At 39.4% G+C, this 15,411-nt stretch carries 19 protein-coding genes; 12 read left to right on the top strand and 7 right to left on the bottom strand.

Going from position 1 to position 15,411, the window contains the following annotated elements:
• The first annotated feature begins 6 nt into the window (after positions 1–6).
• The 10 genes from nadD (at position 7) to lipA (ending at position 8,574) form a co-directional block, all read left to right on the top strand.
• Positions 7–642: a nicotinate-nucleotide adenylyltransferase gene (gene nadD / locus WNY79_RS06055; protein WP_294120518.1), complete on the top strand. Its 636-nt coding sequence runs from the start codon at positions 7–9 to the stop codon at positions 640–642.
• A 55-nt stretch (positions 643–697) separates the two neighbouring features.
• The gene (gene rsfS, locus WNY79_RS06060) at positions 698–1,015 is read left to right on the top strand and encodes a ribosome silencing factor (RefSeq protein ID WP_007585564.1); all 318 of its coding nucleotides are present in this window, start codon (positions 698–700) and stop codon (positions 1,013–1,015) included.
• A gap of 37 nt (positions 1,016–1,052) precedes the next feature.
• Positions 1,053–1,523, top strand: a complete 471-nt coding sequence (gene rlmH / locus WNY79_RS06065; RefSeq protein WP_007585562.1) for a 23S rRNA (pseudouridine(1915)-N(3))-methyltransferase RlmH — start codon at positions 1,053–1,055, stop codon at positions 1,521–1,523.
• A gap of 9 nt (positions 1,524–1,532) precedes the next feature.
• Entirely contained in the window at positions 1,533–3,401 is a 1,869-nt protein-coding gene (gene mrdA / locus WNY79_RS06070; RefSeq protein WP_342875390.1) for a penicillin-binding protein 2, read from the top strand.
• Positions 3,398–4,504, top strand: coding sequence for a rod shape-determining protein RodA (rodA, locus tag WNY79_RS06075; protein WP_342875391.1), 1,107 nt, complete (start codon positions 3,398–3,400; stop codon positions 4,502–4,504). Before mrdA ends, rodA begins: the two co-directional genes overlap by 4 nt.
• Positions 4,504–5,268 carry a septal ring lytic transglycosylase RlpA family protein gene (locus WNY79_RS06080; protein WP_121954930.1) on the top strand — a complete coding sequence of 255 codons (765 nt, stop codon included), beginning with the start codon at positions 4,504–4,506 and terminating at the stop codon, positions 5,266–5,268. The genes rodA and WNY79_RS06080 overlap by 1 nt, the downstream gene beginning before the upstream one ends.
• A gap of 53 nt (positions 5,269–5,321) precedes the next feature.
• Positions 5,322–6,485, top strand: a complete 1,164-nt coding sequence (locus WNY79_RS06085) for a serine hydrolase (RefSeq protein WP_024598218.1) — start codon at positions 5,322–5,324, stop codon at positions 6,483–6,485.
• A 175-nt stretch (positions 6,486–6,660) separates the two neighbouring features.
• The gene (gene ybeD, locus WNY79_RS06090) at positions 6,661–6,939 is read left to right on the top strand and encodes a DUF493 family protein YbeD (protein ID WP_002958517.1); all 279 of its coding nucleotides are present in this window, start codon (positions 6,661–6,663) and stop codon (positions 6,937–6,939) included.
• A gap of 19 nt (positions 6,940–6,958) precedes the next feature.
• On the top strand, positions 6,959–7,612 hold the full coding sequence (gene lipB, locus WNY79_RS06095; protein WP_010554695.1) for a lipoyl(octanoyl) transferase LipB: 654 nt from the start codon (positions 6,959–6,961) through the stop codon (positions 7,610–7,612).
• The gene (gene lipA, locus WNY79_RS06100) at positions 7,609–8,574 is read left to right on the top strand and encodes a lipoyl synthase (protein ID WP_002958515.1); all 966 of its coding nucleotides are present in this window, start codon (positions 7,609–7,611) and stop codon (positions 8,572–8,574) included. The genes lipB and lipA overlap by 4 nt, the downstream gene beginning before the upstream one ends.
• Before the next feature lie 80 nt (positions 8,575–8,654).
• Here lipA and WNY79_RS06105 read toward each other — a convergent pair whose 3' ends face one another.
• Positions 8,655–9,941: a VCBS domain-containing protein gene (locus tag WNY79_RS06105; protein ID WP_342875392.1), complete on the bottom strand. Its 1,287-nt coding sequence runs from the start codon at positions 9,939–9,941 to the stop codon at positions 8,655–8,657.
• Positions 9,942–10,197: 256 nt separating this feature from the next.
• Between WNY79_RS06105 and WNY79_RS06110 the strand changes: the two genes are divergently transcribed.
• Positions 10,198–10,437 (top strand): RNA-binding protein, encoded by a 240-nt coding sequence (locus WNY79_RS06110; RefSeq protein WP_007585551.1) that lies wholly within the window; start codon positions 10,198–10,200, stop codon positions 10,435–10,437.
• A 106-nt stretch (positions 10,438–10,543) separates the two neighbouring features.
• Here the strand turns inward: WNY79_RS06110 and WNY79_RS06115 are convergent, their stop codons facing one another.
• Complete coding sequence (locus WNY79_RS06115) at positions 10,544–10,693, bottom strand: hypothetical protein (RefSeq protein WP_007585545.1); 150 nt, start codon at positions 10,691–10,693, stop codon at positions 10,544–10,546.
• 142 nt (positions 10,694–10,835) lie between these two features.
• Here WNY79_RS06115 and WNY79_RS06120 point away from each other — a divergent pair, with 142 nt between their 5' ends.
• Complete coding sequence (locus tag WNY79_RS06120; RefSeq protein ID WP_342875393.1) at positions 10,836–12,455, top strand: M28 family metallopeptidase; 1,620 nt, start codon at positions 10,836–10,838, stop codon at positions 12,453–12,455.
• Positions 12,456–12,490: 35 nt separating this feature from the next.
• Here the strand turns inward: WNY79_RS06120 and WNY79_RS06125 are convergent, their stop codons facing one another.
• The 5 genes from WNY79_RS06125 to WNY79_RS06145 form a co-directional block, all read right to left on the bottom strand.
• Entirely contained in the window at positions 12,491–13,438 is a 948-nt protein-coding gene (locus WNY79_RS06125; protein ID WP_342875394.1) for a PDC sensor domain-containing protein, read from the bottom strand.
• A 232-nt stretch (positions 13,439–13,670) separates the two neighbouring features.
• On the bottom strand, positions 13,671–13,886 hold the full coding sequence (locus tag WNY79_RS06130) for an EF-hand domain-containing protein (RefSeq protein WP_076924807.1): 216 nt from the start codon (positions 13,884–13,886) through the stop codon (positions 13,671–13,673).
• 80 nt (positions 13,887–13,966) lie between these two features.
• On the bottom strand, positions 13,967–14,173 hold the full coding sequence (locus WNY79_RS06135; RefSeq protein WP_342875395.1) for a calmodulin: 207 nt from the start codon (positions 14,171–14,173) through the stop codon (positions 13,967–13,969).
• Positions 14,174–14,343: 170 nt separating this feature from the next.
• Positions 14,344–14,556 (bottom strand): calmodulin, encoded by a 213-nt coding sequence (locus WNY79_RS06140; RefSeq protein WP_024605574.1) that lies wholly within the window; start codon positions 14,554–14,556, stop codon positions 14,344–14,346.
• A 615-nt stretch (positions 14,557–15,171) separates the two neighbouring features.
• Positions 15,172–15,387, bottom strand: a complete 216-nt coding sequence (locus WNY79_RS06145; RefSeq protein WP_294120501.1) for a TIGR02450 family Trp-rich protein — start codon at positions 15,385–15,387, stop codon at positions 15,172–15,174.
• Between the last annotated feature and the right edge of the window lie 24 nt (positions 15,388–15,411).

Raw genomic sequence — 15,411 nt, forward strand, 5'->3', positions numbered from 1 at the left:
TGTTAAATGATCGCAATTTTTGGTGGCACTTTCGACCCAGTCCATTTAGGCCATCTAAATATGGCGCAGCAATGCGTAAATGCGTTTAATTTAGATACGCTTTACTTTATGCCCTGTGCACTCCCTGCTCATAAAGCAGCTCCGGGTATTAGTACACAGCACCGAATTAATATGCTCAACGCAGCCATTGCACCTTATCCTCATTTTGAACTCGATTTAAGAGAACTTAATCGAACCGGTCCATCGTATTCGTTGCTGAGCCTGCAAGAACTTCGTAAAGAGCACCCCACTACACCTATTTTATTTTTAATTGGTATGGACTCATTTAACAACCTAGATAAGTGGTTTGAGTGGAAGGCAATAACGCAGCTTTGCCATATTGTGGTGTATCAACGCCCTGCTCAAAATTGCACTGTAAAAGGTGAGCTTAAAAGCTATATGCAACACGCAAATGCCAGCGAAGTAGTAACACTTAAACACTCACTTGCAGGTAAACTTTATTTTTTACCGGGCGAAATGCTCGATGCGGCCTCAAGTACAATTCGTAAGCAGCTGAAAAAAAGTAATAAAAAGAATGAACTATTACCCGATGCAGTGAGTCATTACATAGAAGTGCATCAGCTCTATCAAATTGATGCTTAAAAACTCCTAGCGTGTTAAAATGCGCGCCATTAAATTTTTAAATTGAGACAAAACCTTGGATTCAAAACAACTACTCGCCTTTGCTATGGACAAAATTGACGATATGAAAGCGCGTGACATCGTTCATATTGACGTAACTGGAACATCAGATATCACAGATTACATGGTAATTTGTTCTGGTACTTCTAAACGCCACGTACAGTCAATTGCCGATCATTTAGCAAAAGAAGCACGTCACGCAGATTCAGAACCATTAGGTTATGAAGGTGAAGGCGACGGCGAATGGGCACTGGTTGATTTAGGTGATGTGGTTGTACACGTGATGCAAAACGAAGCACGTAGCTATTACGATCTAGAAAAACTGTGGGGCTAAACGCTCACTCATTTTAGACAATGCTTGGAAGTAATACGTGAAAATACAAATGATTGCTGTTGGTACCAAAATGCCAGCATGGGTAGAAACGGGATTTGCAGAATATCAGCGCCGTTTCCCTAAAGATATGGCCCTAGAGTTAATTGAAATTCAAGCCGGAAAACGTGGTAAAAATGCAGATATAAAACGCATTTTACACATTGAAGGTGAAAAAACATTAGCGGCTATTCCAAAAGGCAATCGTATTGTAACGTTAGAGGTAACAGGGAAAGCGCTGGATACTCACCAACTTGCTAAAAATATGGAAAAATGGCAACTCGATGGCCGCGATGTAAGTTTACTTATTGGCGGACCTGAAGGACTTGCTCCAGAATGCATTGCGGCTTCTGAGCAAAAATGGTCGTTGTCTAATTTAACATTGCCGCACCCTTTGGTGCGTATAATTGTTGCAGAGAGCCTTTACCGAGGCTGGAGCTTAAATAACAACCATCCTTATCATCGCGAGTAACGCCTTGCCATGCTAAAACATAGACCCACTATTCGTGACCACTCCGCAGAAGCAAACTTATTTGCTAGGCGTGCATTCGTGGGTTTTGTTTTTGTATTAGGATTAGTCGCAGTATTGCTTTCTAATCTTTATACTATTCAGGTAGAAGATCACCAAGACTACCAAACTCGCTCCAATGATAACCGCATTAAAGTTATTCCTATTGCACCCAACCGTGGTTTAATTTACGACCGTAATGGTGTACTACTTGCTGAAAACAAACCTGTTTACAACCTTGAAGTCATCCCCGAAGAGGTAGATGACCTTGACGAATCGCTTGATCAAATAAGTAAAATAATTGCGATTACAGAGCAAGATAAACAAGACTTTTTAAAAGATATAAAACACACCCGTCGTTTTAAATCACAAGTATTAAAAGCCCGCTTAGACGAAACAGAAGTGGCGAAATTTTCGGTTAATCAACATAAATTCCCTGGTTTTAGTATTGAGGCACGTCTGGCTCGTTACTACCCATTTGGCGACACGCTAACGCATGCGCTTGGATATGTTGCCAAGCTTAATAGAAAAGAGCTAAACCAATTAGAACAAGAAGACCGTGCAACCAATTACCGTGCTACATATGATATTGGCAAGCTCGGATTAGAAAAATACTATGAAGAAACACTGCACGGTAAAGTGGGCTCACAACGAGTAGAAGTTAATAACCGTGGCCGTGTAATTCGCACTCTAAGCATGACCCAACCACAACCTGGTAGCGATTTAGTACTTACCTTAGACATTGGCTTGCAACAAATTGCACAGCATGGGCTTAAAGATATGCGTGGCGCTGTTGTCGTTATGGATGCAAAAGATGGCGGCGTGCTTGCCCTTTATTCAAACCCAAGTTACGACCCAAATTTATTTGTACACGGCATTAGCAGCAAAAATTATAAAGCGTTACTTAACCAAGACCGTCCGTTAATAAACCGTACTACGCAAGGTCGTTATGCGCCTGCCTCTACGGTAAAACCCTTAATGGCTGTATTAGCGCTTGAAGAAAATATAGTAAATGAAACAACATCAATGTGGGATCCAGGCTTTTTTGAAATACGAAACGTAGAGCATAAATGGCGAGATTGGAAACGCTGGGGGCATGGCCACGTTGATGTATACAAAGCGATTGAAGAATCCTGCGATACCTACTTTTACGATGCAGCTTATCGATTAGGCATTACTAAAATAAGCGACTTTATGGCGCGCTTTGGCTACGGTGATTTATCAGGAATTGATATTCACGAAGAAACCACTGCTATTCTACCTTCAAAAGAATGGAAAGAAGGACGCTTTAAAGAGTCTTGGTGGCCTGGTGACACAATTTCGGTAGGCATTGGACAAGGTTACTGGACTGCCACACCTATTCAAATTGCAAATGCAACTAACATATTAGTTAATCGTGGTATTAATCACCCCCCTCATTTGGTGCAAGTGATAAAAAAAGATAACGACATAACGCAAATTAACAACGAAGAAAAACCCCCAGTTATTTTAAAAGATCCGCGCCATTGGCAGGTATCGTTAGATGCAATGCATAACACGGTTAAAAAAATATCAGGCACAGCCCACAAAGCATTTAAAGGGACTAACTACGACTCGGCTGGTAAAACCGGTACCGCGCAAGTAGTTAGTATTGCCCAAGGTGAACGCTACGATGCAGAATCTCTTAAAGAGCGCCAACGCGATAATACAATTTATGTAGGCTTTGCACCTTATAACGATCCAAAAATTGTGGTTTCTGTTGTGTTAGAAAACAACCACGGCGGCATTCAAATAGCTCGCCAACTTATGGATTACTACTTTGCAGCCAACCCAGTTAATCTTGCAAGGAACGAGACGCCATGACCGCTTTGCACGATAAACGCTCTATTTGGATGCGTATGCATCTAGATTTACCATTGCTTATTGCATTACTTATAATGATGGCTGGTAGCATAATGGTTGTATACAGCGCCAGTGGTCAAGAATCCTCAATGATGATTAGACACATGACCCGTATGGCCGGCGCGATTGTTGCTATGGTTGTTTTAGCCCAGTTTTCGCCTGCCACATTAAAGCGTTTAGTGATCCCCCTTTATTGCGTTGGTTTATTAATGTTAGTCGGTGTACTTTTGTTTGGCGTAAGCTCAAAAGGCGCGCAGCGCTGGCTTGATTTAGGCGTTACACGTTTTCAACCTGCAGAACTAATGAAGCTGGCAGTACCGATGATGGTAGCTTGGTATATAGGACGTAATCACTTACCTCCTCGGCCAATGCACTTAATTATTGGTTTTATGATTGTAATGCTCCCTACATTATTAATTAAAGAACAACCCGATTTAGGCACCGCTATACTTATTGCAAGTTCAGGTATATTTGTCTTGTTTTTGTCTGGTTTAAGTTGGCGCTTAATCGGTTTTTTAAGCTCTATTGTAGCGCTTGCCGCATGGCCATTTTGGCACTACGGTATGCACGATTATCAAAAGCAGCGTGTACTCACCTTTTTGGACCCTGAGAGCGATCCGCTTGGTTCTGGTTATCATATTATTCAATCTAAAATTGCTATTGGTTCAGGCGGTATAGAAGGTAAAGGCTGGCTACTTGGCACACAATCGCAACTAGAATTTTTGCCAGAGCGCCACACCGATTTTATATTTTCAGTTTTAAGCGAAGAATTTGGTTTATTTGGCGTATGTGTTTTACTTAGCCTGTACTTATTTATTATTGGCCGTGGTTTATATATTGCTGTTAATGCACAAGATGCATTTGGTAAATTGCTCGCAGGCGCGCTCACCCTCACCTTTTTTGTGTATATATTTGTAAACATAGGCATGGTCTCGGGTTTATTACCTGTTGTAGGCGTACCTTTACCACTGATTAGTTATGGTGGTACATCGATGGTGACGTTAATGGCAGGATTTGGCATTATTATGTCAATCGCAACAGATAAAAGGATGCTTTTAAAATAATGCGACACACTAATCAGCTTATATTTACCACGTTATTAATTTTGCTTTTAAGTGCATGTAGTAGCGGCTCTAGTAGCCGTTATAGCATGCGCCATGATGCAGCACCACTTAGAGCACCGACCACACTTGAGATGCAAGACGCTATAGTTACCGAAGTTACTAAAAGTGCCAGCGCTAGCCGTCCGTATACAGTGCTTGGTAAAAGTTATTCGCCCATGCTTGATGAGACGGGCTTTAGCGAGGAAGGTGTGGCCTCTTGGTATGGTCGTAAGTTTCATGGTTACCACACCTCAAATGGTGAAACGTACGATATGTTTGCCATGACCGCTGCGCATAAAACGCTGCCACTACCTAGCTTTGTTAAAGTAACCAATACAGCAAATGGTAAATCGGTAATTGTGCGCGTAAACGACCGGGGCCCGTTTCATGACGATAGAATAATTGACCTTTCGTACGCAGCCGCTTATAAGCTTGGCTATTACACCCATGGTACAGCAAAGGTTAAGCTAGAGGCCGTTACGCTTGCGGGCGCAACTGCGCGTCAAACCTATATTCAGGTAGCTGCAGGTAGTACACTTGCTAACATTGAAGCACTTGCCAGCACATTGCGAGAGCAATACAAATTACCAACAAATATCGTTCAAAAAGACGATATTTACAGATTGCATTTAGGGCCAATAAAAGACACCCCTCATGCAGACGAAGTATTAAAAAAATTAAAACAAAATCAATTTCAAAACGCGTTCTTGCTTTACACTCAGTAAGACCTTTAGAATGGCGTAACGCGAATCTTTAACTTTAACCATTAATGAGTATGATGAAATCTATTAAACAAAAAATCCTCAAAGGTGTATGCGGCCTAGTTTGTACAGCCGCCGTATTTTCAGCCAGCGCCCAAATTATTCCGGCACCACCTCAAGTTAATGCAAAAGGTTATTTTTTAGTCGACTTTACAACTGGTAAAGTAATTGCTGAAGGTGAAGCCGACACACAGCTAGCACCTGCAAGTTTAACTAAAATGATGACCAGTTATGTAATTGGTACTGAAATTAAAGCGGGTAATATTGCCACTACCGATATGGTAACGGTAAGCGAAAAAGCATGGGCTAAAAACTTCCCAGAATCTTCAAAGATGTTTATTGAAGTAGGTAAGCAAATTAGTGTTGATCAGCTTAACCACGGTATTATTATCCAATCAGGTAATGATGCATGTGTTGCAATGGCTGAGCATATTGCTGGAAGCGAAAGCGCATTTGCTGATTTAATGAATGCCCATGCTGCTAAATTAGGTATGAGCAACAGTCACTTTATCAACAGCCACGGCCTTGATACTGACGAGCACTTCACAACTCCTCGCGATATGGCGACACTCGGTGCTGCACTTATTCGTGATGTACCAGACGAATACGCACTTTATAAGCAAAAATCATTTACTTATAACGGTATTAAGCAATATAACCGTAATTCATTATTGTGGGACGAAAGCTTAGATGTTGATGGCATTAAAACTGGCCATACATCAGAAGCAGGCTACAGCCTAGTTACCTCAGCAACTAAGAACGATATGCGTTTAATTGCTGTTGTTATGGGTACTTCAAGCGAACGCGCTCGTAAAGTAGAAAGCAAAAAACTACTTAACTATGGTTTTCGCTTTTATGAAACAATTACTCCGTACAAGGCAGGCGATAGCTTTGCAGAGCAACGTATTTGGATGGGTAACAAAGAAAATGTATCTTTAGGTATTTTAGAAGATACACCAATTACTATCCCACGTGGTCAGCATAAAAACCTTAAAGCTAACTTTGAGCTAGATAACACGCTTGAAGCACCCCTTGCTAAAGGTACTAAAGTAGGTACGTTATTCTTACAACTAGAGGGTGAAGATATTGCTCAATACCCACTAGTCACACTTGAAGAAGTGGAAGAAGGCAGCTTCTTTAGCAAAATTTATGATTACTTACGCTTACAGATAATGCAGTAATTTATAGCTCCCCTATTAACTAGGGTAACTAATTTAAACGTCTCCACTGTGAGGCGTTTTTTTTTGCTTGAAAAATGTTAGAATGCGCCCCATATAAGCAAGACTGCTAATTGCCTATCTGTATTAAGCTTCAAGCTTGCATAGAGTCCACACTTTTGTATGAGGAGTCACCGTCGTGGTTCAACCTGTTAAAGATACTAAATTTGATGAGTACCTAGAGTACCCTTGCCCATTTACATTCAGAATAATGGGTTTAGCTAATGTAAACTTAACTGATCAAATTTTAGCTAAGTTACAACCAATAGCACCTGGCGATTACGCCCCTAAAGTAAAACCAAGCAGCAAAGGTAATTACGAGTCAGTAAGCCTTGTAGCAACGGTTACTAGTGGCAAACACATTGAAGAAATTTACAACGTGATCAGCAATATTGATGACGTACGCCATATGCTTTAAGCCATAGTTGAGATTTGTTGTGAACGAAAACACTTTGATCGTACGCCAACTGGGTCGTCAGCGTTATATGCCAATTTGGCAAAAAATGCAGGACTTTACCGACACCCGTGATGAAAATACGCCAGATGAAATTTGGCTTGTAGAGCACGAGAGTGTATTCACCCAAGGTCAGGCTGGTAAGGACGAACACTTACTGGCTCCCGGCGACATTGAGGTGATTAAAGTTGACCGTGGCGGACAAGTAACTTATCACGGCCCTGGCCAGCAAATGATGTATGTATTATTTAATCTACGTCGTTTAAAAATTGGTGTACGTGAACTGGTTACATGGCTTGAAGAGTGCATTATTGAGTCACTCGCCGAGTATGGTATTGAAGCTTACGCTAAAGCTGATGCACCAGGTGTTTACGTTAACGACAGCAAAATTGCATCCCTTGGGTTAAGGGTTCGTCGTGGTTGCTCGTTTCATGGCTTAGCATTAAATGTTAACATGGACCTAAGTCCATTTTTACGCATTAACCCATGTGGTTATGCGGGCATGAATATGGTGCAAACTAAAGAATTAGATGGTCCTCAAAACCTAGAAAGTGCAGGTGAAGGATTGGTGAAACACATGATCAAGAAGCTTAATGCAACACAGGTTAAGCATACTGAAGGGTTTGAAAACGAATGAATAAACCAGTCAAAATGGAACCAGGTGTAAAACTACGCGACGCAGAAAAAATGGCGTTGATCCCAGTAAAAGTTTTACCTACAGAAAAAACTGAAATGTTGCGTAAGCCAGAATGGTTAAAAATTCGCTTACCTAAATCAACCGATCGCATTGACGGCATTAAAAAAGCGCTACGTAAGCATGGCTTACACTCGGTATGTGAAGAGGCTTCGTGCCCTAACCTATCTGAATGCTTTAACCACGGTACAGCCACCTTTATGATTTTAGGTGCTATTTGTACTCGTCGTTGCCCATTTTGTGATGTTGCTCATGGTCGCCCATTAAAACCTGATGCCACTGAACCTGAAAAGCTAGCACTAACTATTAAAGATATGAAGCTAAGCTACGTTGTAATCACTTCGGTTGACCGTGATGATTTACGCGATGGTGGTGCACAGCACTTTGCCGATTGTATTCGCGAAATTCGTAAGCACAATCCAACTATTACTATAGAAATTTTAGTACCTGATTTTCGTGGTCGTATGGACCGCGCACTAGAGATATTAATCGAGACGCCACCAGATGTGTTTAACCACAATCTTGAAACTGCGCCACGTTTATACAAACTAGCTCGCCCAGGTGCTGACTACAAATGGTCATTAGAATTACTTCGTCGCTTTAAAGAAGCTCACCCAGAAGTTAAAACTAAATCAGGCTTAATGGTAGGTTTAGGTGAAGAAATTAGCGAGATTGAAGAAGTACTTCGCGATTTACGTGCACACAACGTTGACATGCTAACTGTAGGCCAATATCTACAACCTTCTAAGCATCACTTACCGGTTAAACGCTACGTGCCACCAGTAGAGTTTGACGGTTTAAAAGCGTATGCAGACGAAATTGGCTTTACTCACGCGGCTTCAGGTCCGTTTGTACGCTCAAGCTACCATGCTGATCAACAAGCAGCGGGTAAAGAAGTAAAATAACTACTTTTATCAAAGAACAAAAAAAGCCGTTAATAATGCATAATTATTAACGGCTTTTTCATGCTAATTGATCAAATAGCTTACTGCGCTAACTTACCTTTAGTGATAGAAAAATCAGTAAACCTAACACGTTCTTCATCAATTCGAAGACTGTCGGTTTCAACAATTGAGCGGTATATTCCCCACTTAGGACGAGCAAAATCATCATCACTAAAGCCGCGCCATATATCTATGTTTTGCTCGCTTATATTAAATATCACTGCGTTGTCGCTTAAGCGCGTTAATGTCATATCAAGCTTACCACTTTCACTAAATGTAGCTTGTACAAACACCTCGACCCATTCATCTGTAATTAAAGACCAGTCGGTTTCAATTAAGTTTCTATCAAGACCCGTACTGTTGCCGTTTTCATCAAACCCCGCGCTATATCGAACCTGTAGTTGATTACCTGTACTATTTTTTTGTGCACCTGAGAGAGTGATAATAGGCTGATCGTCATTACCATTGGTGTTGTCGTTACTCTCGTTACGGGCTTTTATTTGAAAAAAATGGCTAAACTTACTCGTAAGCTCAAGCTCGCTACTTACTTTAAATTTCCAGCTGTATTGAAATGTCTCGCCCTCAAACGCCAGTGTTTGTTGTGGTGATTTATCGTAGGTTTTTATTTCATTACGTTGTCTGTCACTTGCACCTTTGTCTTTATCTTGGTCATCATCTCGGTGGGCTAAAAATATAAAATGGTTGCCAATTATCGTATCGGTATCTTCGATAATATGGACAACACTTTCATGATTGCCAACGTATAAGTCTGGAGATTCAATTGACCCTTCGCCGAATGCATTTTCAATAAGTGTATATGCGTCAAGTCCCGAATCTACACCATCTGATTGTAATAACACGTTCGAGATGTTCTCAAAGCCATCAGCTTGAGCTATTGGTGCACCTACAATTGTTATGATAATTTGTGCGCTAGTACCATCTACAGAGTTTACTGTTATTGTGTCTTGCAGTGTTTCACCCTCATTGAGAGATGTTATTGAAGTATTTAAATCATCAAGTGTGTATGACCAATCTCCACCAGCATTTAAGCTAAAAAAACCATAGCTTGTAGCGCTATTTTCTTGTGCTATAAAAGCAGCCTCGCCGGGTTGTTGATCAGTAATAGTTAATGAGCCTGTTATTGCATCATTACTATTACTAATAACTTCGCCTCGGCTATTGCCACCAATTATTGCAGGAGTTTGTAAAGTAATCGCTTCATTATTTTTTATCGTAGAATCAGAGCCCGAGCTGCCACAACCAACAACTAAACAATATAGAAGTGCGGTTGTAATTACATTACACAGTTTAAGATTATATTTAGGCATTGTTAGCTTTATGGTTAATAGTAAGTTAATAAAACATAAACTTACCAATTAACTATGCAAATAACCACAACTCAATTACCAATTAACATGACCAATTTGATGGCAATCTATTTAAAATTATAAAAGCTATGTTTTTTCAGTGCGATACAAACAATTATTCCTATAGAACGTTTATTTATATATGTTTTAAAATAAAATTAGGTTAAAGCTGAGTTACTTGAGATAATTAGTACTGACATAATTATTTAGGTTCATTATGAAACTATTAGTTCGTAACTTGTCTCGTGCTACCACTGAGCATGAGCTTCGTACTTTATTTGCAGAGCACGGTAAAGTGACTACCTGTAACTTAGTACTTGATAAAGAAACTGGCCAATCTAAAGGCTTTGCCTTTTTAGAAATGCCAAACGACATAGAAAGTAAAAGCGCCATTAAAGCACTTAACCAATCTACTGTTGATAAAAGTAAGATCCGCGTAAAGCTTGCAGACGCATAAAGCTAACTGCAACTTATACTAAAAAACCAGCTAATGCTGGTTTTTTGCTTTTAGTGCCAAGTATTGTATTTAAGCTTTATATTTAACTAAAAAAACTAAGCGGTTATTAAGCCGCTTTTTTTATACTTATAGTGCCCAATATTATAAAAGAAGCAGACAACACAAAAAATGTCTCCTGCTCAGCTAATATTGCAGCAGCAAAAAATGCAATGCCACTAGCTATAAATAAATACCCACTTTTTTTACATTGGCTCATTATGTGCTCCTTTAGGTTGTTCGTTATTTATACACCTTATAAAATCAATCTGCAATTGAATGAAAAGTTCTCTATAAAAATTCGACATCGCTGCGGTGCTTCCTTTATATTGAAAGCCTAATTAAATAACAATATGAAGACTATGGCATCTACTCTTTTAAAAAGCGCTAGCCTAAGCCTGCTAGTTGCACTATTTGGCTGCTCGGAGCCTGCAAGCGAACACACCCCATTAGAAAATACAGCCGGTGTAAGCCTTAGCAATATTAAACAGCATATTAAAACGCTAGCCTCTGATGACTTTCAAGGCCGAGGCCCGCTTACTCATGGTGAAGTGAAAACTGTAGGCTACTTAAGCGAGCAATATAAAGCGCTGGGTTTAACCGGCGCTTATAAAGGCAAATACTTACAGCCTGTAAAAATGGCAATGGTGACAGCTGATCAGGATATGCAGTTAAAGGTAGGTGATTTGAGCTTTGAATCAGGTAAAGACTTTACCGCACGTACCGAGCAACTTCAGCCATTAATTGATGTAAGAAGCTCTGACGTTGTATTTGCGGGCTACGGTATTAATGCGCCAGAATATAACTGGAATGACTATAAAAATATTGATGTAACAGGTAAAACAGTGGTTGTGCTAGTTAACGACCCAGGCTTTGCTACTCAAAATGATGCCCTTTTTACTGGTAATGCAATGACCTACTACGGTCGCTGGACTTATAAATATGAAGAAGCCGCCCGCCAAGGTGCAAAGGCTGTATTTATTGTTCATGAAACCGCACCTGCAGCATACCCTTGGGGCGTAGTTGAAAGTTCAAACACCGGCACCAAATACACGTTAATGGATAACAATTTAAACGCGTCTAAATTACCGGTTATGGGCTGGCTAACACTTGATGCGACTGAAAAAATGTTTAACGCCGCAGAGCTAAACTATCAAGATTTAAAACAAGCAGCATTAAATGATGACTTTAAAGCGACGCCACTTAACTTAAAAGCAAACCTTGCCTTTAAAAACGAAGTATCTCATGCAAAATCACATAACGTAGTTGCACAAATTACAGGTAGCGAATCACCTGACGAATACGTTGTTATTAGCGCGCATTGGGACCACTTTGGTACTAAACAAACTGATACTGGCCCTAAGATTTATAACGGCGCAGTAGATAACGCTTCAGGCACTGCAGCCACGCTTGAAATAGCACGCATCATGAGCAAAATGAACAAGCAAAAACCATTTAAACGCTCAATTATTTTTGCTAACTTTACAGCAGAAGAAACGGGGTTAATTGGTTCTGAAGAATTTGCATCGGGTGCGGTTGTACCTACAAAACAAATGGTCGGTCTTTTAAATATTGATGGCATGAACGTGCTTGATGGCACTGACTACATTTTACAATACGGTAAAGATTTATCGACAATGGAAAACTATTTAGCAAAGGCTGCAAAATCACAAGGCCGTGTTGTTAAAATGGACCCTCGCCCGCAAAATGGCTTGTTTTTTAGATCAGATCATTTCTCGCTTTCTAAGCAAGGCGTGCCTAGTTTATTATTTATGAGCCTGGGCGATACAGATCCTGAGTACATTGCGCATAAGTACCATAAAGAAGCAGACGACTACTCAGCTGATTGGTCGTTAGGTGGTGTTAAGCAAGATATAGATCTTATTGTTGATATAGCCACACAGCTTGCAAACAATGGCGATTGGCCAAAGTGGACGAGCGAGTCTGACTTTAAAGCCAAACGCGCGCAAGATAAGCAATAAATAACTATTAATAGTTATGTAATATAAAAATCCTCCTACTTGGAGGATTTTTGTTTTAAACGAGCCCGCATTAATAGCGTTTCGGCCTTTGCCCCTAAATAAACATAAATAGCCAGTGCAATTAAAAGCCCTACCACTGCAAGCATCATCGCTATTGCAGGCATTAAATACTCCGATTGCCCCAGCGCCGCTTTAAACATAGTTAACAGCGCCTCAATTGATATAGCAATTAACACGGTAGATATAAACCGTGTAATAGTGCGCCGCGTAGATGAGTGCCTAAAAATATCCTTATGCATAAGGATTTCTTCTTCGAGTATTGTTTTACCTAAATCGAATACTGCTAATGCTAGGGTGATGTAAATAATGATACTAAAGGGTTCAAGTGGGTCTGATGAGGTATCTACATGGGTTAATAGCGCGTATATATCATTAAAAACGATATTCAGTAAAAATAATACTAAGCAAAATAAGCACGCAACAATAATACCGTAACCCGCTTTAAAGTAAGGCGACATATTAGCGCGCGCAGTATCACCCATTACAAACTCAATAAGCTGCGTTAAGCTCACATCAACGACCAAGTAATGTTGATTATTAATTGGTTTTTTTAGTTCTTTAATCGCCGATATACATAAATGGTTAGTCGCTATAGAAATGTAGGGATCAGTAAAGCACACTCTATCACTTGTTTTAGCGTTCAAAAAATAGGGCCGCTCGCTTAAGTCTTGTTGATTACCACTTTCACCCAGTTGTTTGCTATATGCCCGTTTGAAGCAGACATTATTACCCTGTTGCAAACCTTCTGCATTTAAACAATATTGTAATTCTAAAAATGGGTACTGCTTAATCAGGTAGCGAGTATCACGCTCTTTAGTTAACCCATCCTCAATACTCATCAAGATAGATTCAAGTAAACTGTGTATTACATGCTCATATTCGTGGTAGCGCTCAATACTACTGATATAACTCATCCGTGCCATTTTAAACACTCATTAACCTAAGTTATCAATAGATTTGCAAGTTTAAAACCAACAATAAAATAACTTAATAATCATCAGCTTAATCATATTCAAACTTGAGTTTTGCACTACTTTGGTGAATAAATAATAAAATATTACATTAAATGCACAAAAAAGCAGCTAAGTATTAATTACTTAGCTGCTTTGTGAGTATGATTAATAAGGTTTAAACCCGACTCAAATCTAGAGCCTGTTACTGAACCTTCGAAAACTCTTCTTTAGATAACTCGCCATTTCCGTCTGCATCTAATTGATCAAAAAGCTGTACTAGCTGCGAGTTGACTTGAGCTTCTGTTTTACTAATTACACCGTCGCCATCAGCATCAAAAGAATCAAAATCTACCGCAGCAAACGCTGCTGAAGAAGAAGCTAGGGCTACAAGTGCTAGAGTTTTGTGTAATGTTTTCATAATCGTTTCCTTAGGCTTTGAGCCTGATTGTAGGTAAGAAGTCCTTTTCAAAGATCCTTTAGGAGTAAAGTGTCTGTAAATTAATATTCAAAAAAATCATTTTCTGTCGGCCCACCGCTACTTTGAACATTCAGCTCATCAAATTGCTCTTTCACTTGCACCGGCTCTACAGCCTGACTATCTGAGGCGTTGTCGGTTGTGTCTAGAGTTTCAAAGTTTGTGTTTGCAAATACGACTGATGAAGAAACAATCGCCATAAGTACAAGTGTTGATTGTAGCTTTTTCATAATATAATCCTTCAATAGTATGCGATGTCCTGATATAAATTTGCTCTATAGTGCTCTCTAGTCACATCCTTGTTATTCTTTTTAATAGGCTCCCTTGCCTATTTAGGTTGTCTTTGGCAACTCAGAATTTAGATTACATCACAGAGCATTAACTACTTAAGGCTCTGAAATTAGGCCTCAGAGAACTCATCTTCTGATAACTCACCATCTTGGTTTGTATCGAGTTCTTCAAATTTGCTTAAAAGCTCAGCATCTACTGATGCTTCGGCTTGGCTAATTGCGCCATTACCGTCTACGTCTAGCGTATCAAAATCTGTTGCTGCAAAAGCCGCTGATGAAGAAGCTAGCGCCATTAGTACTAGTGTTGATTGAAATGTTTTCATAATAGTATTCCTTCATTGGGTTGTTGCGATTAGGCCTTTGGCTTTCATCACGTTTTGCTTAATACACTCTAGGTATTACAACTTCGGTGCCACTTTTTATTTATTATTTAAAAACAATGGGTTAAATGGTATGAAGTAAGAGAATCTCAATCTGGGGAAGTATTTTTGTTGCTATTTAGCAACAGTCATTTAACTAAAAATAGTAAACCATTATAAATCAATTAGTTAACTTTAATTAAAAAGACACACTTTCGCTAAAAAACCAACAAAGAGGGTGTTTGGGCTAATTTTCAAAATAAACTGAATATGAACATGGAAGTAGTTTAGGATTTATTCGCAGCTATTAAAAAATTAATTCATTTATAATTAGTCAGTTATATTATTTTTGAGATTTATTATAAAAACTTTGAAAGGATATTTTGAAATTAACTGTTTTGTTGCCAAATGGCGAATTTCTCAGGAAGAATGTGCCATATGAGCTAAGTTATAGCATTGAGTTCATAACTTAATGCGCCGTAAAATATAGGTTCGCTTGAGTTAAGCAAACCTACATCGTGTATCAGCTATCTGCAAAAGTGCCGCTATTAGAGAGAGGTAAAATTACATAGATTTAAACTACTTCCACCCTTGTAGCCACTTTTGGTTATCTTTTAAATCTCGCCAACTAATTGGATATTGATTTTTTGACATAACAGCCTCGGTAATACATTCAGTTACATTGCCGTCTTCATCAAATTCCACATCAACAATAATGAAGTGTTTTTCTTTATTTATAGCAGGTGTTGCGGTCCATTTACTATTCAATAATTTTTTAGGGTTTAATTTATTCATTTAATAGTCCATCGCCTAATTCAT

Source organism: Pseudoalteromonas sp. AS84 (assembly GCF_038900255.1).
Lineage (GTDB): Bacteria > Pseudomonadota > Gammaproteobacteria > Enterobacterales > Alteromonadaceae > Pseudoalteromonas.